Genomic DNA, 22,843 nt, shown 5'->3' on the forward strand with positions numbered 1-22,843 from the left:
TCCTCCGTCCCACGTCCGGCCGCTCTCGGAACAACCGGATACGACTCAACCGTCACATCAATGTAGCACTTAATTTGATTTGCGCTGCTGCAACGTAGCGTTTATTCAATGATCTGCTGCTCACATGGGTACATTGGAGCGGTGAGAGCTGACGCTGCCCGCAATATCGAACAGGTGCTGACCACCGGGGCCCGGCTGCTGGCCGACGATCCGTCCGCGAGCCTGTCGGCCATCGCCGCCGAAGCCGGCGTGGACAGGCGCACCGTCTACCGCCGCTTCGCCTCGCGCGACGACCTTCTCGCGGCCGTCTACCAGGCTCGATACGACGCGGTCGAGGAAGCCGTCGCGAGCGCCCGGCTCCGGGAGGCGCCGGTCGCGGTAGCCCTGCACCGGTACGTCGAAGCCATCATCGGCGTCAACCGCCGCTGGCCGGTGCAGACGGCGAGACTCGTGGCCGACGAGACGATTCGCGAACGCCGCGCACCCCTGATCGCCGAGGTCGACACCTTTCTGCGCCGGGCCACCGACGAAGGCCTGCTCCGCCCCGGCCTGCCCGAGGGCTGGGTCTCGACCCTGCTGGCACAGCTGATGGTCAACGCCGCCGAGAATCTCCCGCAACTCGATCCCGCCCGCGCGGCCGACATCGTGGTCGACACCCTGCTGCGCGGCGCGGGCGCCGCGCGCGACATGTCCACCCGCGCTTGACCTAAACAATGGTCGAGGTTGCAGGCTGTGATCATGAAAGCGATACGCCTGCACGAATTCGGCCCGGCCGAGAACCTGCGTTACGAGACGGTCCCTGATCCGCTACCGGGAGCCGGACAGGTCCGGATCACCGTCGCCGCAGCGGGAATCCACCTGGTGGACACGCATTTACGCCGCGGCCTGCCGGGCCCCTACCCACTTCCGCCCTTGCCGACGATCCCCGGCCGCGAAGTCGCGGGCGTCGTCGAGTCCGTGGGCTCCGGCGTCGACGCGGATGTGCTGGGCACGCGGGTCGTCACCCACCTGGGCGCGGCGCCGGGTGGCTACGCCGAACTGGCCGTCGCGGATGCGCAACGGCTGCACCGGATTCCGGACACCCTGGATCCGGCCGCGGCGGTGGCGATGATCGGTACGGGCCGAACCACCCTGGGCATCCTGGGATTCGCCGAAGACATCGAGCCGGGACAACTCGCGGTAGTGCCGGCCGCGGCGGGCGGGATCGGCACCCTGCTCGTGCAGTATCTGCGCGCCGCCGGACTCACCGTCGTCGGACTGGCCGGCGGGGCGGCCAAGGTCGCCACGGTGGAAGGCAACGGCGCCGATCTCGCCCTCGACTACACCGACCCGGGCTGGTCGGACGCGGTGCGCGCACGCTTCGGCGAGCGGCCCGCGCACTGGGTCTTCGACGGCGTCGGCGGCGCGGCCGGCCGGGCCGCGGTCGAACTGCTCGCGCCCGGCGGCGCCCATCTCGTCTTCGGCTGGAGCGATACCGCACTGGAGTTCGCGCCCGATGAGCTCGCCGCCCGCGGCATCACCTCGCGCTCGGTCCTCGGCCCGGAAATGCTCGCACGCGGCGGCGGAATCGAGGCCCTGGAGACGCGCGCCCTGGCCGCCGCGGGATCCCGGCAATTGCGCCCGGCGGTGCACCGCTTCGCCCTCGGCGACGCCGCGGCCGCGCATCGGGCGCTCGAGGATCGCGCCACCGTCGGCAAGGTCGTCCTCGAGCCGTAACCATCGGTAGCTGATCGATTGCTGACGTAACCGATTCGTAGCCCCTCGCCTCGGTCGCAGCTCCTACGCTGGAGATCGCGTCTCGTTCTCACGGCCCGCGACCGAGGCCGGCGGGCGCACGCGAGGAGGTTCGTCCATGCCTGTGTGCACGACGCGTGACGAGGTCGACATCTACTACAAGGACTGGGGTTCGGGCCGCCCCGTGGTCTTCATCCACGGCTGGCCGCTCAACGCCGATGCCTGGGACGATCAACTGAAACACGTCGCGGACAACGGTTTTCGCGGTATCGCGCACGATCGCCGCGGACACGGGCGGTCGGCGCAGCCGTGGGGCGGATACGACTTCGACACCTTCGCCGACGATCTGAACGATCTGCTCACCCGGCTGGACCTGCGCGATGTGACGCTGGTGGCCCACTCCATGGGTGGTGGCGAACTGGCACGCTACATCGGCCGCCACGGCACCGGGCGTGTGCGGTCCGCGGTGTTGCTGTCGGCTATCCCGCCGCTGATGGCGCGCACCACCGACAACCCCGAAGGCGTGCCCGACGACGTGTTCGATCAGATCAAGACGGGCATTCTCAACGAACGCTCGCAGTTCTGGCGCGACACGTCCGAGGGCTTCTTCAGCGCCAACCGGCCGGGCACCAAAGCCACTCAGGGCAACCGCGACGCGTTCTGGTTCATGGCGATGCACGAGGCGATCGAGGCCGGAGTGCGTTGTGTCGACGCCTTCGCCTACACCGATTTCACCGCCGATCTGCGGAAGTTCGACGTGCCGACGCTCATCGTGCACGGCGACGACGATCAGATCGTGCCTATCGACGCCACCGCCCGCAAGGCGGCGAAGATCATCCCGGACGCGACGCTCACCGTCTACGAGGGCGGTTCCCATGGCATCGCCCTGGTCCCCGGTGACAAGGAGCGTTTCAACGCCGATCTGCTGGCGTTCCTGCAGAGCTGAGCGACCGGTTCAGGTGAATCGGATGCTGCGGGCCATCAGCCGCTGCATCGGACCGCGGGTCAGATCCGTCCACGCCTGCAGCGGACCGCTCCACCACGGCGAGATCTCCACCGGTTTCGCGACGACGGCGTGACACACCAGATCCGCGGCCTCGGCGGCGGTCAGCCCCGGCATGGAGCCGAAATCGGTGGGCGCGCTCATGCGCGTGTGCACCAGCGGCATGTAGATCGACGTGGCGGTCACGCCGTCGGCCGCCACCTCGGTCGCCACCGTGCGCAACCACTGGTCGAAGGCCGCCTTCGACGCGCCGTAGGCGGCCCACCGCGGCGCGGGCGGCATGCGCAGCCCCCAGGTGGAGATGTTGACGATATGTCCGCGGCCGCGCTCCCGCATCGCCGGCAGCAGGGCCAGCAGCAATCGCACCGGTCCGAGGTAGTTGATATCGATGGTCCGGGTGAAGTCGTGGAAGCGGTCGTAGGACTGCTCGATCGAGCGGTGAATCGAGTGGCCCGCGTTGTTGACCACCACATCCACCCGGCCGTGCGCGGCGAGGATGTCGCGGGCCAAGGTGTCCACCGCGTCCATATCGGTCAGGTCGGTGCTGTAGGTGTGTGCGATGCCGCCGCCCGCGGTGATGTCGTCGGCCACGGCCTCCAGCTCCCCCGCCGAGCGCGCCACCATCACCACCACGGCTCCGGCGGCGGCGAATTTGGCGGCGGCGACCTTCCCGATGCCGTGCGAGGCACCGGTCACCAGCACGACCCGCCCCGACACGGCCTCGCGCAACGCCGCGTCCCGGGGCCGCGACGTGGGATACAACAACCGCGTCGCGACCCGCTCGGCCAGCGGACGGTTCGGTGAGGCGGTATCTGTCACAGCCGAAACTGTATTGGGCGGCTCGGCCCGGCGGGCCGAAATCGTCACCGCGACCGGGAACGGGTCAGCGCGCTCCCGCCGCCGCGGACGCGGCATCCACCGCGACCGCGCGACGGCGCCGCCGGCCCGAGGTCGCCGCCGCCGTCACCGCCATCATGATCAGCAATGCCGCCCCGACCGCCAGCGCGGTGTGCATGCCGGTGACGAACGAGCTCTGCGCGGCATGGATCGCGGCCGCATCGCCGCGATGGCGCACGAGCGTCTCGCCTAGCGTGTCGGCGAAATCGCCACCCGATCGGAACACCAGCGCCGCCAGCGAACCCAGCAGCGACAGTCCCAGCGCGTTACCGAGTTCGAAACTGGTTTCCGAGATGCCGACCGCCGATCCCGCCCGCTCGGCCGGAACCGAGGACACCGCGACCTCCGACACCAGGGTGAACACGATGCCGTAGCCGAGGCCCGCGATCGTGGATCCCGCGATGTACCAGCCGATTCCGCCGTCGACGCCGATACCGAGCAACAGCAGATTGCCGACCGCGGCCGCGCTCAACGCCAGCACGAACGATCCGCGGGTGCCGAGCCGGCGCGCCACCCGTGCCCCGCCCATCGAGCACACGAACACCGCGATCGCGGCCGGAATACCCAGCAGCGCCGCGCCCAGAACGTCGCGTCCGGCCACCGATTGCAGATACATGCTGGTCAGATAGCTCATTCCGGCCAGCGACATCATGCCCACCGTGGACGACCCGATCGCCACCCGGAACAGTCCGCGCCGGAACAAACTCAGATCCAGCAGCGGTTCGGCGAGGGTGCGCTGGCGTCGCACGAATGCCACCAAGACCGCGACACCGGCGAGGCCGAGGACCACCGAGACCGCGTCGACGCCCTCGGCCGCGGCTCGTTTCACCGCGTACACCAGCGGCAGGATGCCGCCGATGGACATGATCACGCTCACCGGATCCAGCGGTCCGCGACCGGCGGAGCGATGTTCGGGTAGCAGCAGCGGTCCCAGCGCCAGCAGCACCAGCAGCACCGGCGTATTGATCAGGAAGATCGAACCCCACCAGAACTTGTGCAGCAGCAGGCCGCCGATCACCGGCCCCACCGCCGAACCGCCCGCGAAGAACGCCGTCCAGACGCCGATCGCGGTGCCGCGGGCCCGCGCGTCGGGGAACAGGCTCGAGATCAGCGCCAGGCTCGACGGCAGCAGCGTCGCACCGCCGACACCCATCAGCGCGCGCGCCGCGATCAGGACCCCGGCGCTGGGCGCGAAGGCCGCCAGCAGCGAGGCGAGGCCGAAAACCGTGGCGCCGGCGAGCAATATGTTGCGCCGGCCGATGCGGTCACCGAGATTGCCCATGGTGATCAGCAGTCCGGCGATCATGAATCCGTAGATGTCGAGAATCCACAGCTGCTGTTCGGCCGAGGGGTCCAGATGCTCGGTCAGCGTCGGCATCGCCAGGTACAGCACCGACATATCCATCGACACCAGCAGCACCGGCAGAATCAACACCGCCAGACCCAGCCACGCCCGCCGGGGGGTTGCGCTCGGCGCGGTGTAACCCGCCGCCGAGGTCTCAATGCCGACCATCACCTATCCTTCATTTCATGCGTACGTCGTACGCGACCGGGGTACAGCGTACGCATCCGGCCGCAGAAAGGAAAGCGAGTTTCGATGTCGAAACCTTCCCACCCACCCTCACCTGCGACTTCAGGCTCTCCGAGCCGGTCACAGCCCGAGCGGCTGACGCGAGCGGCGATCGTCGACACCGCCATCTCGCTGGCGGATGCGGACGGCATCGACGGATTGTCCATGCGCCGCATCGCCGAGCGGATGGGCGTGGGCGCGATGTCGCTGTATCGGCACGTACCGAACAAGGACGCACTGCTGGCCGATATGACCGACGAGGTCGCGCGCCGCTACCCGTACCCCGCACCGGAATCGGGCTGGACCTGGCGCGACCGAGTGCGCGCGGCCGCCGATATCGACTGGCAGCTCTACCGGCTGCATCCGTGGGTGCTGTTCACCTTCGCGGTGCCGCGCTACAACTTCGGTCCGCACAGCCTGGCGTGTCTGGGCTGGCTGACCGAAGGCCTGCTCGAACTGACCGATGATCGCCGCGAGGCCACCGCGATGGCTCTCGAGGTCTGGAGTTATATCGCCGGAATCGCCCTCCAGCAGGTCAGCGCCACCATTCTGGCCGCCCGCGAGGACGAGCACGACGAATCCTCCGGTCTGACGGCACTTCTCGAGGGCACCCCGCGCTGGCCGAGCCCGCCCGCGCTGGCGCCCCTCGAAGGCACCGGGCTCGGCGATCTGCTCGATCCGGTGCGGCAATTGCATTCGGGCCTGTCGGCGCTGTGCGACGGTTTCGCCGCACGCCACAACCGACCCGGCGCTCAGTAGTACGACCGGCCCTGGATCCCGCCGGAGACCGACCAGACCTCCACGATCAGCCCGTCCTCGACGCGCAGGATATCGGTGCCGCTCACGGCGATCTCACCGTCCGCGACCGGACGGCGCGAACCGTAGGGCCGCGCCACGGTCCCGGTACGGCGGTCGTCGATCTCGACGACCGCCTCGCCCTGGGTTTCGAATCGCTGCCCGGGCGCGGCCGCGCGGAAGGCCGCGATCTGCCGCGCGAACGTCTCCGGATCGTGAATGGTGTCGTAGGCCTCGGCGCCCGGCTGGGCGTACCGAAGGGTGAAGTGCGGGGCCATGATTCGGTTCGCGAGCTCCAGTTCCCCGTTCCACATCGCCGTCCACCGGTCGAAGAGTTCGATTCCGTATGCGCGCATGTCCACTCCAATAGTCTCATTGATACGGTATGACGGATATCAAGCTATAGTCTCAGTGAGACCGTGTCAATGCCGTTCCGAACCGAGACGTGCCGAACCGAAAGCTGACGACCATGGCGGATCTGGGAGCGCAGGACCATATCGTGCTCGGGCTCATCGCCCGGCACGGCCCACTCACCCCCTACGAACTCAAAGCACGCATGGAGGAGAGCGTCGACTACTTCTGGCCGGTGCCGCATGCGCAGCTCTACCGCATCCCGGCCCGGCTGGCCGAGCGGGGCCTGCTGCACGAGGACGCCGAGGAGACCGGCCGCCGCCGGCGGGTATTCCAGCTCACCGACGCCGGACGCGAGGCGTTACGCGCGTGGCTGGCCGACCCCGGATGCCCGCCGCCGGAGACGCGTGATCCGGCGCAGGTGAAACTGTTCTTCGCCGATCTCGGCGGACCGGAGGACGTGGTCGCCCTCGCGCGCCGCCAGGCGGCCGAGCACCGCCGCTGGCTCGAGCGCTATCGCGCCCTGCACGCCGAGATCGATCCGGCCGATACCGTGCGCGCCCAATCTCGTTCCCGCATCCTGGAACTCGGCATCGGCCACGAGCAGGCGTACGTGGATTTCTGGACCGAACTCGCCGACCGTCCCGACCGGGTCGGGCACGGCGATTCGGCACCGGTCAGCCGGTGACCACGGCGTAGGCGATCAGCCGGTGACCACGGCGTAGGCGAATCCGTCCCAGCCCTTACTGCCCACGGTCTGCAGCACGGTGGCCTCGAGCCGCGGCTCGTCGGCGAGCAGTGCCAGCGCTTCCCGAGCTCCGCGGACCGCGGGGTCGCCGGGATCGCCGTCGGCCAGCGCGCCGCGGCGCACGACATTGTCGACGATGATGACCGAACCGGGCCGAGTCAGCCGCAAGGCCCACCGCACATAGTTGGCGTTGTTCACCTTGTCGGCATCGATGAAGACCAGGTCGAAGGGCTCGCCGTAGTCCTCGGCGACCGCGGGCAAGGTGTCCAGCGCCGCGCCGACCCGGATCTCCACCCGCTCTCCCACACCCTTGCGATCGAGGTTGGCGCGGGCCACCTCGGCGTGGTGCGGATCGTATTCCAACGTCACGACGCTCCCCTGCGGTCCCACCGCACGCGCCAGCCACAGGGTGCTGAACCCGCCGAGCGTGCCGATCTCGAGGACACGCCGCGCCCCGGCCGACAGCGCGAGCAGATACAGGAATTTTCCCTGCGCCGGCGAGACGTCGATGGGCGGCAGTCCCGCATCGGAATTCGCCTGCGCCACATCGGAATCGGCGTCCCCGATCAGAGTGTCCACGACGTAGCGATCGACCGCGCCCCATTCGGCATTCGTCATATCGGCCAGTGTGCCACCGCGCCCGCACCGGTGCACCGCAGCGCCCTCGGCGCCCCGCACGGCAGAAAACGCGCGTGCTCAGAACAGGAAGTAGCGCTGCGCCATCGGCAGCTCGGCGGCCGGCTGTTGGTCCCACACCTCGCCGTCGATGCGCACGGTGAAGGTGTCGGGTTCCACCTCGATGCGCGGCATCGCGTCGTTGAGCGGCAGATCGCTCTTGGTCCGGCGGCGCACATCGGCCACCGGGACGAGTGTGCGCCGGACCTGCAGCCGCTCGGCGAGCCCGTCCTCGACGGCCTGCGGGGAGACGAAATGCAGCGACGTCCCCGCCGCCACCACCGGCGCGGCGCCGAACATCGGCCGCGGCAGCACCGGCTGCGGGGTCGGGATGGAGGCGTTGGCATCACCCATCGCGGCCCAGGCGATCGCGCCGCCCTTGAGCACCGCATGCGGGCGCACACCGAAGAAGGCCGGCTCCCACAGCACCAGATCGGCCAATTTGCCGACTTCCACCGACCCGATCTCGTGGTCCAGACCGTGCGTCACCGCCGGGCAGATCGTGTATTTCGCGATGTAGCGGCGCACCCGATGATTGTCGGCGGCCCCGTCGCCGGGCAGCGCGCCGCGGCGGCGTTTCATGATGTGCGCGGTCTGCCAGGTCCGCATGACCACTTCCCCGATGCGGCCCATCGCCTGGGAATCCGAGCCGATCATCGAGATCGCGCCCAGATCGTGCAGCAGATCCTCGGCGGCGATGGTGGAGGGCCGGATCCGGCTCTCGGCGAAGGCGAGATCCTCGGGCACGGCCGGATTGAGATGGTGGCACACCATCAGCATGTCCAGATGTTCGTCGAGGGTGTTGACCGTGTGCGGGCGAGTCGGATTCGTCGAGCTGGGCATCACATTCGGGTGCGAGGCGACGGTGATGATGTCCGGCGCGTGCCCGCCGCCGGCGCCCTCGGTGTGATACGAGTGGATGGCCCGCCCGGCGATCGCGGCGAGGGTGTCCTCCACGAATCCGGCCTCGTTGAGCGTATCGGAATGCAGCGCGACCTGGACTCCGGCGGCATCGGCCACCCGCAGGCACGCGTCGATCGCCGCCGGGGTGGTCCCCCAGTCCTCGTGCAGCTTGAATCCGCCGGCGCCGCCGCGCAATTGCTCCCACATCGCCTCGGGACGCACGGTGTTGCCCTTGCCCAGCAGCAGGATGTTGACCGGCCAGCCGTCGGTGGCCTCCAGCATCCGGCCCAGATGCCAGGCGCCGGGAGTGACCGTGGTGGCCTTGGAGCCCTCGGCCGGCCCGGTTCCGCCGCCGATCAGGGTGGTGATACCGCCGCCGAGCGCCTCGTCGAGCAACTGCGGGCAGATGAAGTGGACGTGGCAGTCGATCGCGCCGGCGGTGAGGATGCGGCCGTTGCCTGCGATGATCTCCGTCGACGGGCCCACCACCAGATCCGGATGGACGCCGTCCATGGTCTCCGGATTGCCGGCCTTGCCGATCGCGCAGATGCGGCCGTCGCGAATGCCGATGTCGGCCTTGATAATTCCCCAGTAGTCCACGATCACCGCCCCGGTGATCACGGTATCCGGCGTGCCCTCGGCGCGGGTGGCACGAGCTTGGCCCATCGATTCCCGCAAGACCTTGCCGCCGCCGAAGACGGCCTCGTCACCGGCCAGGCCGGGTCCGCCGCAGCGGTCCTCGGTGATCTCGATCAGAAGATCGGTGTCGGCCAGGCGAATTCGATCCCCGGCCGTGGGGCCGAAGAGCGTGGCGTACCGAGCGCGGGACAGTTCCGTCATCAGTCGACCGGCCTTCCGTCGGTCTCGTCGGGCCGGTTCACCACCGGGCCGAGCGGCCCGGGCGCATCCGGGCCGATCCCGTACACCTCGCGGCTGCCGCCCAGCGGCACCAGCGAAACGCGCTGCGCCAGACCGGGTTCGAAGCGCACCGCCGTCCCCGCCGGAATGTCGAGGCGGCGGCCGTATGCCGCGACCCGGTCGAATTCGAGGGCGGTGTTGGCCTGCGGGAAATGCACATGACTGCCCACCTGCACCGGCCGGTCGCCGGTGTTGACCACCTCGAGTTCGATTCGGTCGGCGCCGGCGTTGATCTCGATGGGATCGGCGGCGAGCAGATACTCTCCCGGCACCGGGCCGCCGCCACTTCCAGCGGATATCGCGCTCATCGGTGCCCCTCAGTCGATCGGGTGATGCACGGTCACCAGTTTCGTGCCGTCGGGAAAGGTGGCCTCGACCTGCACGTCGGGGATCATCTCCGGCACACCCGCCATCACGTCGTCGCGGGTGAGCACGGTGCGGCCCGAGGACATCAACTCCGCGACGGTGCGGCCGTCGCGGGCGCCCTCGAGGACGTGGTCGGTGATGATCGCGACGGCCTCGGGATGGTTGAGTTTCAGCCCCCGCGCCTGCCGCCGGCGCGCCAGTTCGGCCGCGTAGCTGAGCATCAGCCGTTCCTGCTCGTGCGGTGACAGACGCACATCGCCTCCTCGGCTGCTCGGGCGTACGGTGCTCGATATCTTGGCACGGCCGTACCGGGTTGCGCTCGTCGTCGTGTCGGAGATCGCCTTCCGGCTAGCCCTTGGCCGCCCCGTCCGCGGTGAGGTTCTGCAGCCGCACCTGCCCGCGCGCGACCACCCGGTCCTGCTCGTCGGTGATCTGCACCTGCCACAGCTGCTGCGATCGGCCCTGGTGAATCGGGGTGGCGACACCACGCAGACTGCCCTCGCGCACCGCGCGCAGGAAGTCGGTGTTGTTGTTGACGCCGACCACATGTCCGCGGTCGCCGAACCAGACACCGCCGCCGACACTGGCCAAGGTTTCGATGATCGTGCAGTACACCCCGCCGTTGACGATGCCCGCGGGCTGGTGCAACTGCGGCGAGACCACCCACTCCCCGACGACGCGATCGGGCCCGACCTCGGTGTACTTGAGACCGATGAGGTCGGTGAAGGTCCCCTCGCTGTAACGGGTCATCTGCTCGGGCGTGACATCCGCCAGGGAACGAGCCTCGAATCGGTCGTGCTGTGTCATGGAAAAACACTTACACCACTCGAGTACCGCCCGGTACGGCGGTGCCGCACGCCCCGGGCAGCGGCGGGGCCGGTAATCGAGCAGCACACCTGGTGATAACATGTGAAAATCGTTGTACCGCAGGGGTATACGCACTCACAGCGATCCGGCTACGGTTGTGATCACGGGGAGCGCAACCCTCGCTCCCGCCTCCGCGCGGCCCTACCGTGGCGGCCATGACAGCCGCATCGGACACTCCGCTCAACGACATCGTCGACGCCACCGCACAGGCCGTGGCCGGCGATCCGGCGAAGGCGCAGGTCCTGTTTTCCGCCGCCGGAACAGCGGAGGGCGCCGTCGGCAGCGCCGTCACGGCCGGCACCTACACGGTCCGGGTGGACGAGCCGGCCGCGCTGGGCGGGGCGGGCACAGCGCCCAATCCGGTCGAGTTCTATCTCGCGGCGCTGATCTCGTGTCAGGTGGTGACCTACCGGTTCTGGGCGCAGCGACTGGGCATCGTCGTCGACGATCTGCGCATCGACGCCGAGGGCGACCTCGACGTGCGCGGCTTCTTCGGCCTCGACGACAGCGTGCGCGCCGGATTCCAGCAGGTCCGGGTGACGGTGCACATCGACGGCCCGGAGCCGGCGCAGCGTTACGCTGAACTGCAGGCCGCCGTGGACGCCCACTGCCCGGTTCTCGACATCTCCACCGGGCCGACGCCCGTGCTGACCAGACTGATCACTTCCGAATCGGAAAACTCCACAGTTTCCGCCTGATTCTTCGCGAATCGGGCATCCTTGGGGGCGGCGCACCGCCGCCCCATGCGCGACGACCCATCCCGTCTACACCTTTGGAGCTGAAACCCATGACCGACTCCGTCGAGCCGAACGATCCGGCGCAGAACTGGAGCTTCGAGACCAAGCAGGTCCACGTCGGCCAGATTCCCGACGGCACCACCAACGCTCGCGCGCTGCCGATCTACCAGACCACCTCCTACACCTTCCGCGACACCGATCACGCCGCGGCACTGTTCGGTCTGGCCGAGCCCGGCAACATCTACACCCGCATCATGAACCCCACCCAGGACGCGGTCGAGCAGCGCATCGCCGCCCTCGAGGGTGGTGTGGCGGCGCTGCTGTTGTCCTCGGGCCAGGCCGCCGAAACCTTCGCGATCCTCAACATCGCGGGCGCCGGTGACCACATCGTGTCGAGTCCGCGCCTCTACGGCGGCACCTACAACCTGTTCCACTACACGCTGCCGAAGCTGGGCATCGAGGTGTCGTTCGTCGAAGATCCCGACGATCTGGATCAGTGGCGCGCCGCGATCCGGCCGAACACCAAGGCGATCTACGGCGAGACGGTGTCCAACCCGCAGAACCACATCCTGGATCTGCCGGGCCTGGCCGAGGTCGCGCACACCGCCGGGGTGCCGTTCATCGTGGACAACACCGTGCCGACCCCGTATCTGATCCAGCCGCTGAAGCACGGCGCCGACATCGTCGTGCACTCGGCGACGAAGTACCTCGGCGGCCACGGCGCGGCGATCGCCGGCGTGATCGTCGACGGTGGCACGTTCGACTGGACGGTGACCGACGAGCAGGGCAACTCGCGCTTCCCCGGCTTCACCACCCCCGACCCCAGCTACCACGGCGCGGTCTTCGCCGATCTGGGCGCGCCCGCCTACGCGCTGAAGGCGCGGGTGCAGTTGCTGCGTGACCTCGGCTCCGCGGTGGCGCCGTTCAACGCGTTCCTGATCAGCCAGGGCCTCGAGACGCTGAGCCTGCGAGTGGAGCGGCACGTCTCGAACGCGCAGGCGGTCGCGGAATTCCTCACCGAACAGCCGGAGGTGACCAACGTCTTCTACGCGGGCCTGCCGTCGTCGCCGTGGTACGAGCGCGGGCGCGAACTGGCCCCGAAGGGCGCCGGCGCGATCGTCGGCTTCGAGCTGGCGGGCGGTGTGGACGCGGGTAAGCGTTTCGTCGACGCGCTGACCCTGCACAGCCATGTCGCCAACATCGGTGACGTGCGTTCGCTGGTCATCCACCCGGCCTCGACCACGCATTCGCAGTTGACTCCCGAGGAGCAGCTGACCGCGGGTGTGACGCCGGGTCTGGTCCGGCTCGCGGTGGGTATCGAGGGGATCGAGGACATCCTCGCCGACCTGCGGACCGGTTTCGCCGCCACGCACTAGTGCTCGCCGATGCCCGGTTCGCCGCCGCCCCGGCGGTGGGCCGGGCATCGCCGTGTCCGCGAAACACGCACCGGCACATCCGGTTTCGTGCCCGTCCGGCCGGAAACGACGCGGCGGGCCCTCCGTGACGAAGGGCCCGCCGCGGGCAGTGGATCGGGGAGTCGACCGCAGCCCTCGGGACTCTCGCTCGATCCGGACGCCGAGTTGAGTGTAGGTCAGCCTTACCTAACCAAGCAAGAGCGACGTACCGGCAACCCTCGATCGGCCAGGGCCAGCAGCAGTGCCTGTCCTCGCTCGGTCCCGGCATCCGCGCCGGTCCGCGCCAGTTCCGGCACGTAGGTGGCCGCGCCGAGGATGGATTCGCCCACCAGATTCCAGAATCGCGCCCGGCTCAGCCCGGCACAGCGGTACAAGCTCTCGCACACCAGCGTCAGCGCCGCCTCGCAGCGATGCGCCAGCCACACCGACAGCGCCCGATCACACGGCAGCGTGACCACCCCCGGCCGCCCTGCCAGCGGATCACCCGCCACCACGCGAATCGTCGTGTCGGACAGGCCCGCCCAGTCCAGCCCGCCGTCGTTGTCGGTGTGCACCCAGAGATTCTCGAGCCCGGGATCCCAGGCCCGGTTGTCGCAGACCGCCAGCGCGACCACCCGGCCGACCACGGCATGGATCAGCGCGGTGGCGACCACTTCGGCGGCGATCCCCGGGCTGACCATCTCCGCCGCGTGCCGGCGATACATGAGCTCGATGCGGCCTTCGCGCACCCCGTCGGCCAGTCGCCACCAGCGCCGGCGACCCTGTTCGGCCATCGCCGCCATGGCGTAGACCCGCGGATGGCCGGGCTGCAGCGCGCGCAGCCGGACGCAGATCTGTTCGAACGCCGGCTCGAGACGGCGAGCCGGGAAAATCGTGACTGGTTCGGACATCGAACCCCCTCAACGTTCGGCATTACGGTCGACAACGAAAGATAGGTTAGGCTTACCAGACTTGTCCGGCCAGAGGTCGCCGCGCAAGTGTTCGATCGCCATGAAACGCGTCACCCAGGAGTCGTTCGCCGCCGTGTCCGCCGCAGTCACCACCCCCCGTCGCCGTGCGACCGGCCTGGCACTCCTGGCCGGGGTGCTGCTGCTCGCCGTCGGCGCCGGACTCGCCGTCGGCGCGAAATCCCTGTCCCCGGCCGAGATCTGGCACGCCGTCTCCTGCCCGGGCGGCGTGCCGTTCACCTGCCCGGCGGACGGGCAGGCCGATCGGATCGTGCGCGAATTGCGGTTACCGCGAACGGTTCTCGCGCTGCTCACCGGCGCCGCACTCGGTATCGCCGGTGCGTTGATCCAGGGCTACACACGCAATCCGCTCGCCGATGCCGGATTACTGGGACTCAACGCGGGCGCGGCGTTCCTGGCCGCGCTCGGCATTCACCTGTTCGCGCTCACCCAGCCGAGCCAATACATCTGGTTCGCCTTCGCCGGGGCACTGGTGGCGGGTGTGGTGGTGTTCGGCGCCGCGGCGACCGGCGGCAGCCGATCCACCCCGTTGACGCTGGTCCTGGCCGGTGCGGCGGTCACCGCACTGTTGCAGGCGCTGACCAATGCGGTGATCCTGCTCGATCCGGCCGCGCTGGATACCTACCGTTTCTGGGTCGTCGGCACCCCCGCCGGACACGAACCCGCGGTGGCAGCCCAGGTGACGCCGTTCATCCTCGCCGGAGCGGTGCTGGCGATCCTGGCCGCGCCCGGGCTCAACGCGATCGGACTCGGCGAGGACGTCGCGCGCGGACTCGGGGTGAACATCGCGCGCAACCGTGCGATCGGCCTCACCGCGGTGGTGCTGCTGACCGGCGCCGCGACGGCCGCGGTCGGCCCGATCGCCTTTCTCGGATTGGTCGTTCCGCACCTGGGCCGCATGATCACCGGCCCGGATCACCGCTGGCTGATTCCGTATTCGGCGCTGCTCGGCGCGATCGTGCTGCTGCTGGCCGATGTCGTCGGCCGGGTGATCGCACCGCCCGGGGAGTTGCAGGCCGGTATCGTGCTGGCCGCGATCGGCGCACCCTGTTTCATCGCCCTGGTGCGCCGGCGAAAGGTGGCCGAACTGTGAACGCGCGCAGCGATATCCGCACCTCGGATACCGCGGGCACGGAATCGAATACCGGGGCGGGGACCACCGGAGCCGAACAGCGCGTGGACGCCGGCACCGAGGCGGTGTCCGGCTTCGGCGGCGACGGCTCCCCCAGTGCTCCCGAGGCGACGTCCGGCTCCGTCGGCGATTCGAGGAGCGTTCCCGACGTGGGCCGATCCGGCGCGGAGCTGACCCGGGTCCGGCCGGCGGTGCGTATCGCCGGAATGTCGGCGGTCCTTCGTCTTTCGATGCTGCTGACGCTGCTGGCCCTCGCCGCGGCGATCGTGGCGCTGTTCGTGGTCGACATCTCCGTCGGCGACTATCACATCGCACTCGGGCGGGTGCTGGACGTGCTGACCGGCGGCGGGACCCGCTCGCAGCGCTACGTCGTCATGGAATCGCGACTGCCGCGAGCGGTGACCGCACTGGTGGCCGGGGCGGCGCTCGGCATCGCGGGCGCGATCACCCAGTCGATCCTGCACAATCCACTCGCGAGTCCCGACGTCCTCGGCATCACCTCCGGGGCGAGCTTCGCCGCGGTGGCGGTCCTGGCCGGCGCGGGTGGCACCGCCACCGGAATCGTCGCGTCGCTGGGTGTTCCGCTCGCGGCGCTGGCGGGCGGGCTCGCCACCGCCGCACTCATCGGCGTTCTGGCGCTGGGGCGCAACAGCGGCGGCGACACCGGGCTGAGCGGAATGCGATTCATCCTCATCGGCATCGGGGTCAACGCGCTGCTGCTGGCCGGTATCAACTGGCTGGTCACGCGGGCGAGCCTCGACGACGCCACCCGGGCCCAACTGTGGCTCACCGGCTCGCTCAACGGCGCGGACTGGAATCGGACCGGGGCCGCGGCCGCCGGACTCGTCGTCGTGCTCGCCATCGCGGCGGGCTCGGCGCGCACCCTCGCCGCGCTGCGCTTCGGCTCCGACACCACCCGCGCGCTCGGTGTGCGCGTGCAGACCCAGCAGCTGGTGCTGATCGGCGCCGCGGTGGCGGCGGCCGCGCTGGCCACCGCGGCGGTCGGCCCGCTGGCCTTCGTCGGATTGGCCGCGCCGCAGATCGCGCGCCGGCTGCTGCGCACTCCCGGCGAGCCCGTGATCGGCTCGGCGCTGACCGGCGCGCTGATCGTGGTCGCCGCAGACGTCGCGGCCCGCACCGTCGTACCGGTCGATCTGCCGGTCGGCCTGGTCACCGCCGCGTTCGGCGGACCGTTCCTGCTGTTGCTGCTGATACGCGTGAACCGGAAGGCGACCTTGTGAGCACCCGAACCCCGCACCGGAGCACCGGCCACGACGACACGCACCGCCTCGCCGCGGAGAACATCACCCTCGGCTACGGCGGCCGCGTCATCGTCGACGGTCTCAGCGTCGATATCGAGCCCGGCCTCATCACCACCGTGATCGGACCGAACGGCTGCGGTAAATCCACACTCCTGCGCGGGCTGGGCCGCCTGCTGCGGCCGAACGCGGGCCGAGTCCTGTTGGACGGCAAGGCGATCGCCACCATGAAAACGCGCGACGTCGCCCGCATCGTCGGCATGTTGCCGCAGACCCCGGTCGCGCCGGAAGGCCTGACCGTGGCCGACCTGGTCGCGCGCGGCCGCCATCCGCATCAGTCCTGGCTGCGCCAGTGGTCGGCCGACGACGAAACCGAGGTCGCGCACGCTCTCGCCCAGACCGGCGTGTCGGAGCTGGCCGACCGCACCCTCGACGAACTGTCCGGCGGGCAGCGCCAGCGGGCGTGGATTTCCATGGCGCTGGCCCAGGGCACCGACATCCTGCTGCTCGACGAGCCCACCACCTACCTGGATCTGGCCCACTCGCTGGAGGTCCTCGACCTCGTCGACCGGCTGCACGACGATCTGGGCCGGACCGTGGTCATGGTGTTGCACGACCTGAATCTGGCCATCCGCTACAGCGACCGGCTGATCGTCATGCACGAGGGCCGCATCGTCGCCCAGGGCGCGCCGGGCGAGGTGATCGATACCGAACTGCTGCGCACCGTCTTCGGCCTGCGTGCCGAGGTGCACACCGATCCGGTGTCGGAGCGCCCGATGATCGTGCCGATCGGCGCGCGTCACGTCGTCGGCGCGGTCGGCGGACCCCGCGCGGCCGACGCGGGGACGAGTTCCCCGGCCGCGCTATGAAAAATCCCACACAGCTACCGACCGGTTACGACGAACCGTAGTACGCATTTGTGTCGTTGCCTCCGTAAGCTGGAGGGATGGCAGGTCTTGGTGAACTCGAGAAAGCGGTCATGGACCAGTTGTGGTCGGCCGATGAACCGCAGACGGTACGGCAGGTCCACGAAGCCCTCGCCGCGCGCCGGGAGCTCGCGTACACCACGGTGATGACGGTGCTACAGCGGCTGGCGAAGAAGAATCTGGTCGTGCAGCAGCGCGACGACCGGGCACATCGATACGCGCCCGTGCACACGCGCGACGAACTCGTGGCCAGTCTGATGGTCGACGCGCTGCAGCAGGCCGACGAAGTCGGCTCCCGCCGCGCCGCGCTCGTGCACTTCGTCGAACAGGTCGGAAAGGACGAGGCTGCCGCACTCCGGGATGCACTCGCTAAGCTCGAAGCAACCGAGACCGCGCGCAACCCGTCCGAGGACGAGAACACCGCGTCCGACGACAACGGAGTCGCCCCGCCGCAGTAGCTGCGTGGTGCTCTCCGGCGCCGCGATCTCGGGCCCCTGGCCCCACAACGCAGTGAGCTGAGTATGAACGCAACCGCGCCGGTCTTCGCCGGTCTCGCCTTGCTTCTCGCGGGACCGGTCCCGGCTCTGCTCAGCCGAGCCACCTGGCCGTACCGGACACCCCGCGCGGCGCTGGTGTTGTGGCAGGCGGTCGCGCTGGCGGCGGTGCTGTCGGCGTTCGGATCCGGGCTGGCCATCGCCAGCCTGCTGCTCGTCCCGGGACCCGACGGCCGCCCGACCACCTCCCCGACCAAGGAGATCGACGCGCTCGGTCTGGGACTCTGGCTGATCTACGTCGTCGTCTTCGCGCTGACCCTGCTGGTCGGCGCGCGCCTGATCTACGCCGCGATCCGGGTCGGCGTGCACACCCGCCGCCGCCGCGCCCGGCACCGGATGCTGGTCGATCTCCTCGACCAGGGGGGCGACCCGACCCACGGCGACCTGATCGCGACCTCACCGCTGGCCGGTACCCGGGCCGCGGATATCCGCGTCCTCGCCGCCGCCGAACCCATCGCCTACTGCCTGCCCGGTCTGCGCCAGCGCGTGGTGCTGAGCCAGGGAACGTTCGCGAATCTGTCGAAATCCGAGCTGACCGCGATCGTGAGCCACGAGCGTTCGCATCTGCGCGCGCGCCACGACCTGGTGCTGGAGGCGTTCACCGCCGCGCACGAGGCGTTCCCGCGGGTGGTGCGCAGCAAATCCGCGCTGGATTCGGTGAAACTGCTGATCGAACTGCTCGCCGACGATTCCGCCGTCAAGGTCACCGGCCCGACCCCGCTGGCCCGCGCCCTGGTGACCTGCTCGAATTCCACCGCCCCGCAGGGAGCGATGGCCGCCGGCGGGCCCACGACACTCATCCGGATCCAACGCCTGACCGGTCCGCTCGGCGATCTGCGTATCGCGACCGCGGCCTATGTGACGGCCGCCGCGATCCTGGTGGTTCCGACCCTCGCGGTGGCGATTCCGTGGCTGGTCGAATTGAACCGGTTGCTGAGTGCCTGAGCGACGGCGTGCACCGGGAGCTCGCGGCCGGCAGCCGGCCGAGCGCGGCGACAAGCCCTTCGGACGCGGCGGGCATCGGGGCGCGCGATCCTCGCAAGGTTCCGGGCGGACCGCGGGCGGCCGAGCGCCGGACGAGCGCAAGGAACGATCGGATCGCACGCCGGGCGCCGGAGACCGGGCGCCGAAGGACGGTCGCCGAGCCGGGCGCGATACCGGACTGCCGACCTCATCGCCCAGCAGCGAAGCTTCTCGCGGTCCGGCCGCAATCGCAGGGCCCGGATTCGCGGAACTCGGCCTGCCGGTCGAACTGGTCCAGGCGTTGCGGCGCGAACGTCTCGAGACCGCATTCCCCATTCAGGCCGCGGCGATCCCGGATGTGCTCGCCGGTCGCGATGTGCTGGGACGCGCGGCCACCGGTTCCGGCAAGACACTCGCCTTCGGCCTGCCGATGCTGGTCCGGCTACGGCGCGGGGCGTCCCCACCCCGCCGTCCTCGGGCGCTCGTACTCGCCCCGACCCGCGAGCTGGCCGCGCAGATCGAGGCCGCCCTCGACGAGGTGGCGCTGTCGCTGGGCCTGCGAGTAGCCACCGCCGTCGGCGGCGTACCAATCAAACGGCAAGCCGATCGCCTGGCCCGCGGCGTGGACCTGCTGGTCGCGACCCCCGGCCGGCTCACCGACCTCATCGACCAGGACAAGGTCGGCCTGGACGCGGTCCGCGTGGTCGCGGTCGACGAGGCCGACCACATGGCCGAACTGGGCTTCATCGACCAGATCCGAGCGATCCTCGACCGCCTCCCTGCCGACACCCAGCACCTGCTCTTCTCCGCGACCCTGGACGCCGCCGTCGACACGCTGGTCCACACCTACCTGAACGACCCGGTCCATCACGACGTCACGAGCAGCGCCGAACCGCGACCCGAGTCGACCGATGCGGTGAGGGCGCCAGAGACCGCCGTCGCTCCGGCTGCCATGGCGGACGGGGTGTCCGCGGCTCACACAGCCGCTGAACCCACTCCTGCCGACGGGGTGGGTAGGGCGCCCACCGGAAATGATCTCGGCAGGCTTTCACCTTCCGGCACAGCGAAGCTCGCCCACTACCTGCTCCAGGTGCGCGCGTCAGACAAGCGGTCGGTGGTCGCGGAGATCGCGGCCCGAGACGGGCGCACGCTGCTGTTCGTGCGCACCCAGTACGGTGCGGACAAACTCGCGCGGCGGCTGCGGGAAGCGGGCGTCGGCGCCGTCGCGCTGCACGGCGGCCTGAGCCAAGCGCAGCGCACGCGCACCTTGGCGGCGTTCTCCTCCGGAGGGGCACCGGTCCTGGTCGCCACCGATGTGGCCGCGCGCGGCATTCACGTCGACGACGTCACGCTGGTGGTCCACGTCGATCCCGCCGCAGACGCGAAGGACTATCTGCACCGCTCCGGCCGCACGGGCCGCGCGGGCGCGAGCGGCACCGTGGTCACGATCGGCACCGAGGCGGGCACGGACACCCTGCTCCATGATGCCGCGGTGGTGTTCGAGCACCTGCGTGTACGACCCGGCGACGCTCGGCTCGCCGCCTTGACCGGGGCTCGCACACCGACCGGACGCCCGGTCCCGGATCCGGCCGCCGCCCCGCCTCGGCCGGTTGACACGCAAGAAGTCGATACGTCCGGAAGGCCCCGGCGAAACGTGCGGCCGCCAGGCTCCCGCAGGCGCCGCGCCAACTGAATCATCCCCCGGGACAACCGAATCCCGCCGGCGCGGCGGCGTGCGAGCCGACCACCGCCACTGTCCCCGTCAGTCCTCCGGAATGGCCGCCACCACAGGGGATTTCACCGCATCGGTGTGCGAGCCGTCCTTCAGGTCCACTCCGGATCGTCCCAATGCGCGCGCACCCGCCACCAGACCCGCGACCACCGCGGCGGCCTGCCGATACCCCAGTCCCTCGGGCGGGTGGATATTCGACACGCAATTGCGTTCGGCGTCGGTGCGGCCGGGACGGGGACGGTGGGTCAGGTAGATGCCGAGGCTGTCGGCCACCGACAGGCCGGGGCGTTCGCCGATCAGCATCAGCACGGTGCGCACGCCGAGAGCCGCACCGAGAGGGTCGCCGATCGCCACCCGCGCCTGGGTCGCGATCACCGGTGGTGCCAGCGAGTAGTGCGGGGCGAGTTCGTCGACCAGGGCGGCGAGCAGGTTCGGCCCGTGTGTCGCGAGCGCACGGGGCGACAGACCGTCGGCCAGCACGAAGCCCACATCGAAACCGTTGGGCGAGTAGACCTTTCGTATCGCGGAAGTATCCTCGGGTTCTCGCCCGAGATCGGGACGGCGCAGGTATTCGGCGCGGTCTCGCGCCCGGCTGCGCACCCGGATCGGCGTCCCGATGTCCAGCGCGGCGACACGTTCGCACAACGCGTCCACATCCACGGCTGTGTGCACGGCGTCGCGCGCCGCCGCATGCGCGGCCCGGAATTCCAGTACCCGTGCGGTGGGCAGTGCGTCACCGGTCCGGCCGAGCCCGATCCGCGCCTGCGTCGTCGCGCGCAATTCCCGCCAGAACAACTCGCTGTCCGCGCCACCTCGACCGGTATCGCGCGGCCGCCCGACTCCGGCCGTGCCCGTTTCGCCCGCGTCACCGCGCCCCACGCTCATCGGGGCCCCGCCAGTTCCCGCAGCGGTGAGGTCAGCGGTTCCACCGCGGCGATACCGCCCGCCGCGTCCAGCATTCCCAGCCCCGCCAGCCATTGCTCGAACTCCGGGGCGGGTGCGAGTCCCAGTAGTCGGCGCACGTACAGCGCGTCGTGGAAGCTCAGGCTCTGGTACCCGAGCATCACGTCGTCGGCCCCGGGCACCGCGATCACGAACGCGACGCCGGCCGCGCCCAGCAGCGTGAGCAGGGTGTCCATATCGTCCTGGTCGGCTTCGGCGTGGTTGGTGTAGCAGACGTCGACGCCCATCGGCAGGCCGAGCAGTTTGCCGCAGAAATGATCTTCGAGCCCGGCCCGCACGATCTGTTTGCCGTCGTACAGATATTCCGGGCCGATGAACCCGACGACCGTGTTGACCAGTAGCGGTTCCAGTTCCCGCGCGACGGCGTATGCCCGCGCCTCGAGTGTCTGCTGATCGACGGGTCTGCCGCCGGTACCGAGATGCGCGCCCGCCGACAAGGCCGAGCCTTGCCCGGTTTCCAGGTACATCACGTTGTCGCCGACGGTTCCGCGACCCAACGACCGTCCGGCGGCGTCGGCCTCGCGCAGCAGCGACAGATTCACTCCGAAACTCGCATTCGCCGCCTCGGTGCCCGCGACCGACTGAAAGACCAGATCCACCGGCGCTCCCGCCTCGATCAGGCCGAGCGTGGTGGTCACATGGGCGAGCACGCAGGACTGGACCGGGATGTCGAACCGGGTCCGCACCTCGTCGAGCAGCGTCAGCAGCTCGGCGGCGGCTCGCGGCGAGTCGGTGGCCGGATTCACGCCGATCACCGCATCCCCACAGCCGAGCAGCAATCCGTCGAGTACCGCCGCGGCGATTCCGCGCGGATCGTCGGTGGGGTGATTGGGCTGCAACCGGGTGGCCAGCCGCCCCGGCAGTCCGATGGTGGTGCGGAAACCGGATCGCACCTCGGCGGCCCGCGCGACCGCGATCAGATCCTGATTGCGCATCAGTTTGCTCACCGCCGCCACCATCTCTGGCGTCAATCCCGCTGCCACGGAACGCAATACCGCCGCCGGCGGATCCGGCTTCGATCCGGCGGCCACCGCGAGCAGCCAGTCCCGCAGCCCGCCGACGGACAGCTGCGCGATCGGCGCGAAGGCGGCGCGATCATGGTTGTCGAGAATCAACCGGGTGACCTCGTCGGTCTCGTACGGCACCACCGGCTCGTTCAGGAATTCACGCAGCGGCACCTCGGCCAGCGCCCATTGCGCCGCCGCGCGCTCCGCGTCCGAACCCGCCGCGCACCCGGCCAGTTCGTCGCCGCTGCGCAGCGGTGTCGCCTTCGCCAGCAGGTCGACCAGCCCGTCGAAGGCGTAGGTCCGGCCGTGGAGGGTCTGCTGATACCGCGTCATCGGGTCTCCTCCGGATACGCGCGTCCT

The 22,843-nt window shown here is 69.9% G+C and carries 24 protein-coding genes; 13 read left to right on the forward strand and 11 right to left on the reverse strand.

Annotation, left to right across the window (positions count from 1 at the left end; genetic code table 11):
- Nucleotides 1-141 precede the first annotated feature (141 nt).
- The 3 genes from NMI01S_RS14195 to NMI01S_RS14205 all read left to right on the forward strand — a co-directional run bounded on the left by NMI01S_RS14195 (nt 142) and on the right by NMI01S_RS14205 (nt 2,680).
- A complete protein-coding gene (locus NMI01S_RS14195) occupies nt 142-705 on the forward strand; it encodes a TetR/AcrR family transcriptional regulator (protein WP_174554519.1) in 564 nt (187 codons plus the stop codon).
- 33 nt (nt 706-738) lie between these two features.
- Complete coding sequence (locus NMI01S_RS14200) at nt 739-1,716, forward strand: zinc-binding dehydrogenase (RefSeq protein WP_062997526.1); 978 nt, start codon at nt 739-741, stop codon at nt 1,714-1,716.
- A gap of 136 nt (nt 1,717-1,852) precedes the next feature.
- The gene (locus NMI01S_RS14205; protein WP_062997340.1) at nt 1,853-2,680 is read left to right on the forward strand and encodes an alpha/beta fold hydrolase; all 828 of its coding nucleotides are present in this window, start codon (nt 1,853-1,855) and stop codon (nt 2,678-2,680) included.
- A gap of 9 nt (nt 2,681-2,689) precedes the next feature.
- Here NMI01S_RS14205 and NMI01S_RS14210 read toward each other — a convergent pair whose 3' ends face one another.
- Together NMI01S_RS14210 and NMI01S_RS14215 are read right to left on the reverse strand one after the other, a co-directional pair.
- Nucleotides 2,690-3,556: an SDR family NAD(P)-dependent oxidoreductase gene (locus tag NMI01S_RS14210; RefSeq protein WP_245716859.1), complete on the reverse strand. Its 867-nt coding sequence runs from the start codon at nt 3,554-3,556 to the stop codon at nt 2,690-2,692.
- 64 nt (nt 3,557-3,620) lie between these two features.
- Nucleotides 3,621-5,147, reverse strand: a complete 1,527-nt coding sequence (locus NMI01S_RS14215; protein WP_062997342.1) for an MFS transporter — start codon at nt 5,145-5,147, stop codon at nt 3,621-3,623.
- A gap of 84 nt (nt 5,148-5,231) precedes the next feature.
- Here NMI01S_RS14215 and NMI01S_RS14220 point away from each other — a divergent pair, with 84 nt between their 5' ends.
- Complete coding sequence (locus NMI01S_RS14220; RefSeq protein ID WP_063920734.1) at nt 5,232-5,963, forward strand: TetR/AcrR family transcriptional regulator; 732 nt, start codon at nt 5,232-5,234, stop codon at nt 5,961-5,963.
- Here the strand turns inward: NMI01S_RS14220 and NMI01S_RS14225 are convergent.
- A complete protein-coding gene (locus NMI01S_RS14225) occupies nt 5,957-6,355 on the reverse strand; it encodes a nuclear transport factor 2 family protein (RefSeq protein WP_218021011.1) in 399 nt (132 codons plus the stop codon). The genes NMI01S_RS14220 and NMI01S_RS14225 overlap by 7 nt on opposite strands.
- Nucleotides 6,356-6,468: 113 nt before the next feature.
- On the opposite strand from NMI01S_RS14225, the gene NMI01S_RS14230 reads away from it, so the two are divergent.
- Nucleotides 6,469-7,038 carry a PadR family transcriptional regulator gene (locus NMI01S_RS14230; RefSeq protein ID WP_062997346.1) on the forward strand — a complete coding sequence of 190 codons (570 nt, stop codon included), beginning with the start codon at nt 6,469-6,471 and terminating at the stop codon, nt 7,036-7,038.
- Between the two features lie 15 nt (nt 7,039-7,053).
- Here the strand turns inward: NMI01S_RS14230 and NMI01S_RS14235 are convergent, their stop codons facing one another.
- The 5 genes from NMI01S_RS14235 to NMI01S_RS14255 all read right to left on the reverse strand — a co-directional run bounded on the left by NMI01S_RS14235 (nt 7,054) and on the right by NMI01S_RS14255 (nt 10,767).
- Complete coding sequence (locus NMI01S_RS14235; RefSeq protein WP_062997348.1) at nt 7,054-7,716, reverse strand: O-methyltransferase; 663 nt, start codon at nt 7,714-7,716, stop codon at nt 7,054-7,056.
- Nucleotides 7,717-7,794: 78 nt separating this feature from the next.
- A complete protein-coding gene (locus NMI01S_RS14240) occupies nt 7,795-9,516 on the reverse strand; it encodes an urease subunit alpha (protein WP_062997350.1) in 1,722 nt (573 codons plus the stop codon).
- On the reverse strand, nt 9,516-9,902 hold the full coding sequence (locus tag NMI01S_RS14245; RefSeq protein WP_062997352.1) for an urease subunit beta: 387 nt from the start codon (nt 9,900-9,902) through the stop codon (nt 9,516-9,518). The genes NMI01S_RS14240 and NMI01S_RS14245 overlap by 1 nt, the downstream gene beginning before the upstream one ends.
- Nucleotides 9,903-9,911: 9 nt before the next feature.
- The gene (locus NMI01S_RS14250; protein WP_062997354.1) at nt 9,912-10,214 is read right to left on the reverse strand and encodes an urease subunit gamma; all 303 of its coding nucleotides are present in this window, start codon (nt 10,212-10,214) and stop codon (nt 9,912-9,914) included.
- A gap of 94 nt (nt 10,215-10,308) precedes the next feature.
- Nucleotides 10,309-10,767 carry a PaaI family thioesterase gene (locus NMI01S_RS14255; protein ID WP_218021013.1) on the reverse strand — a complete coding sequence of 153 codons (459 nt, stop codon included), beginning with the start codon at nt 10,765-10,767 and terminating at the stop codon, nt 10,309-10,311.
- Nucleotides 10,768-10,982: 215 nt separating this feature from the next.
- Between NMI01S_RS14255 and NMI01S_RS14260 the strand changes: the two genes are divergently transcribed.
- Together NMI01S_RS14260 and NMI01S_RS14265 are read left to right on the forward strand one after the other, a co-directional pair.
- A complete protein-coding gene (locus NMI01S_RS14260) occupies nt 10,983-11,525 on the forward strand; it encodes an OsmC family protein (protein WP_062997356.1) in 543 nt (180 codons plus the stop codon).
- Between the two features lie 89 nt (nt 11,526-11,614).
- Nucleotides 11,615-12,940 carry a bifunctional o-acetylhomoserine/o-acetylserine sulfhydrylase gene (locus NMI01S_RS14265; protein ID WP_062997358.1) on the forward strand — a complete coding sequence of 442 codons (1,326 nt, stop codon included), beginning with the start codon at nt 11,615-11,617 and terminating at the stop codon, nt 12,938-12,940.
- Nucleotides 12,941-13,161: 221 nt separating this feature from the next.
- Here the strand turns inward: NMI01S_RS14265 and NMI01S_RS14270 are convergent, their stop codons facing one another.
- The gene (locus tag NMI01S_RS14270) at nt 13,162-13,869 is read right to left on the reverse strand and encodes a hypothetical protein (RefSeq protein ID WP_062997360.1); all 708 of its coding nucleotides are present in this window, start codon (nt 13,867-13,869) and stop codon (nt 13,162-13,164) included.
- A 100-nt stretch (nt 13,870-13,969) separates the two neighbouring features.
- On the opposite strand from NMI01S_RS14270, the gene NMI01S_RS14275 reads away from it, so the two are divergent.
- The 6 genes from NMI01S_RS14275 (at nt 13,970) to NMI01S_RS35880 (ending at nt 20,474) form a co-directional block, all read left to right on the forward strand.
- A complete protein-coding gene (locus NMI01S_RS14275; RefSeq protein ID WP_062997362.1) occupies nt 13,970-15,040 on the forward strand; it encodes a FecCD family ABC transporter permease in 1,071 nt (356 codons plus the stop codon).
- A 245-nt stretch (nt 15,041-15,285) separates the two neighbouring features.
- Nucleotides 15,286-16,320: a FecCD family ABC transporter permease gene (locus NMI01S_RS14280; RefSeq protein WP_084512972.1), complete on the forward strand. Its 1,035-nt coding sequence runs from the start codon at nt 15,286-15,288 to the stop codon at nt 16,318-16,320.
- Entirely contained in the window at nt 16,317-17,207 is an 891-nt protein-coding gene (locus NMI01S_RS14285; protein WP_062997364.1) for an ABC transporter ATP-binding protein, read from the forward strand. Before NMI01S_RS14280 ends, NMI01S_RS14285 begins: the two co-directional genes overlap by 4 nt.
- 77 nt (nt 17,208-17,284) lie before the next feature.
- Nucleotides 17,285-17,722, forward strand: a complete 438-nt coding sequence (locus NMI01S_RS14290; RefSeq protein WP_051024559.1) for a BlaI/MecI/CopY family transcriptional regulator — start codon at nt 17,285-17,287, stop codon at nt 17,720-17,722.
- A 63-nt stretch (nt 17,723-17,785) separates the two neighbouring features.
- Nucleotides 17,786-18,763: a M56 family metallopeptidase gene (locus NMI01S_RS14295; protein WP_062997367.1), complete on the forward strand. Its 978-nt coding sequence runs from the start codon at nt 17,786-17,788 to the stop codon at nt 18,761-18,763.
- Nucleotides 18,764-19,028: 265 nt separating this feature from the next.
- Complete coding sequence (locus NMI01S_RS35880; protein WP_439956262.1) at nt 19,029-20,474, forward strand: DEAD/DEAH box helicase; 1,446 nt, start codon at nt 19,029-19,031, stop codon at nt 20,472-20,474.
- A 69-nt stretch (nt 20,475-20,543) separates the two neighbouring features.
- Here the strand turns inward: NMI01S_RS35880 and eutC are convergent, their stop codons facing one another.
- The gene (gene eutC / locus NMI01S_RS14305) at nt 20,544-21,398 is read right to left on the reverse strand and encodes an ethanolamine ammonia-lyase subunit EutC (protein ID WP_084512953.1); all 855 of its coding nucleotides are present in this window, start codon (nt 21,396-21,398) and stop codon (nt 20,544-20,546) included.
- Nucleotides 21,395-22,816, reverse strand: coding sequence for an ethanolamine ammonia-lyase subunit EutB (locus NMI01S_RS14310; RefSeq protein ID WP_062997369.1), 1,422 nt, complete (start codon nt 22,814-22,816; stop codon nt 21,395-21,397). Before NMI01S_RS14310 ends, eutC begins: the two co-directional genes overlap by 4 nt.
- Nucleotides 22,817-22,843: the final 27 nt, after the last annotated feature.

This window comes from Nocardia mikamii NBRC 108933 (assembly GCF_001613505.1).
GTDB classification, from domain to species: Bacteria; Actinomycetota; Actinomycetes; order Mycobacteriales; family Mycobacteriaceae; genus Nocardia; species Nocardia mikamii.

Excerpts from the sequence above, each read along its gene's own strand:
- NMI01S_RS14200 (WP_062997526.1), top strand. The coding sequence starts at position 739 with ATGAAAGCGATACGCCTGCACGAATTCGGCCCGGCCGAGAACCTGCGT.
- NMI01S_RS14205 (WP_062997340.1), top strand. The coding sequence starts at position 1,853 with ATGCCTGTGTGCACGACGCGTGACGAGGTCGACATCTACTACAAGGAC.
- NMI01S_RS14215 (WP_062997342.1), bottom strand. The coding sequence starts at position 5,147 with ATGGTCGGCATTGAGACCTCGGCGGCGGGTTACACCGCGCCGAGCGCA.
- NMI01S_RS14220 (WP_063920734.1), top strand. The coding sequence starts at position 5,232 with ATGTCGAAACCTTCCCACCCACCCTCACCTGCGACTTCAGGCTCTCCG.
- NMI01S_RS14225 (WP_218021011.1), bottom strand. The coding sequence starts at position 6,355 with ATGCGCGCATACGGAATCGAACTCTTCGACCGGTGGACGGCGATGTGG.
- NMI01S_RS14230 (WP_062997346.1), top strand. The coding sequence starts at position 6,469 with ATGGCGGATCTGGGAGCGCAGGACCATATCGTGCTCGGGCTCATCGCC.
- NMI01S_RS14235 (WP_062997348.1), bottom strand. The coding sequence starts at position 7,716 with ATGACGAATGCCGAATGGGGCGCGGTCGATCGCTACGTCGTGGACACT.
- NMI01S_RS14240 (WP_062997350.1), bottom strand. The coding sequence starts at position 9,516 with ATGACGGAACTGTCCCGCGCTCGGTACGCCACGCTCTTCGGCCCCACG.
- NMI01S_RS14245 (WP_062997352.1), bottom strand. The coding sequence starts at position 9,902 with ATGAGCGCGATATCCGCTGGAAGTGGCGGCGGCCCGGTGCCGGGAGAG.
- NMI01S_RS14255 (WP_218021013.1), bottom strand. The coding sequence starts at position 10,767 with ATGACACAGCACGACCGATTCGAGGCTCGTTCCCTGGCGGATGTCACG.
- NMI01S_RS14260 (WP_062997356.1), top strand. The coding sequence starts at position 10,983 with ATGACAGCCGCATCGGACACTCCGCTCAACGACATCGTCGACGCCACC.
- NMI01S_RS14265 (WP_062997358.1), top strand. The coding sequence starts at position 11,615 with ATGACCGACTCCGTCGAGCCGAACGATCCGGCGCAGAACTGGAGCTTC.
- NMI01S_RS14270 (WP_062997360.1), bottom strand. The coding sequence starts at position 13,869 with ATGTCCGAACCAGTCACGATTTTCCCGGCTCGCCGTCTCGAGCCGGCG.
- NMI01S_RS14275 (WP_062997362.1), top strand. The coding sequence starts at position 13,970 with ATGAAACGCGTCACCCAGGAGTCGTTCGCCGCCGTGTCCGCCGCAGTC.
- NMI01S_RS14280 (WP_084512972.1), top strand. The coding sequence starts at position 15,286 with ATGTCGGCGGTCCTTCGTCTTTCGATGCTGCTGACGCTGCTGGCCCTC.
- NMI01S_RS14290 (WP_051024559.1), top strand. The coding sequence starts at position 17,285 with ATGGCAGGTCTTGGTGAACTCGAGAAAGCGGTCATGGACCAGTTGTGG.
- NMI01S_RS14295 (WP_062997367.1), top strand. The coding sequence starts at position 17,786 with ATGAACGCAACCGCGCCGGTCTTCGCCGGTCTCGCCTTGCTTCTCGCG.
- eutC (WP_084512953.1), bottom strand. The coding sequence starts at position 21,398 with ATGAGCGTGGGGCGCGGTGACGCGGGCGAAACGGGCACGGCCGGAGTC.
- NMI01S_RS14310 (WP_062997369.1), bottom strand. The coding sequence starts at position 22,816 with ATGACGCGGTATCAGCAGACCCTCCACGGCCGGACCTACGCCTTCGAC.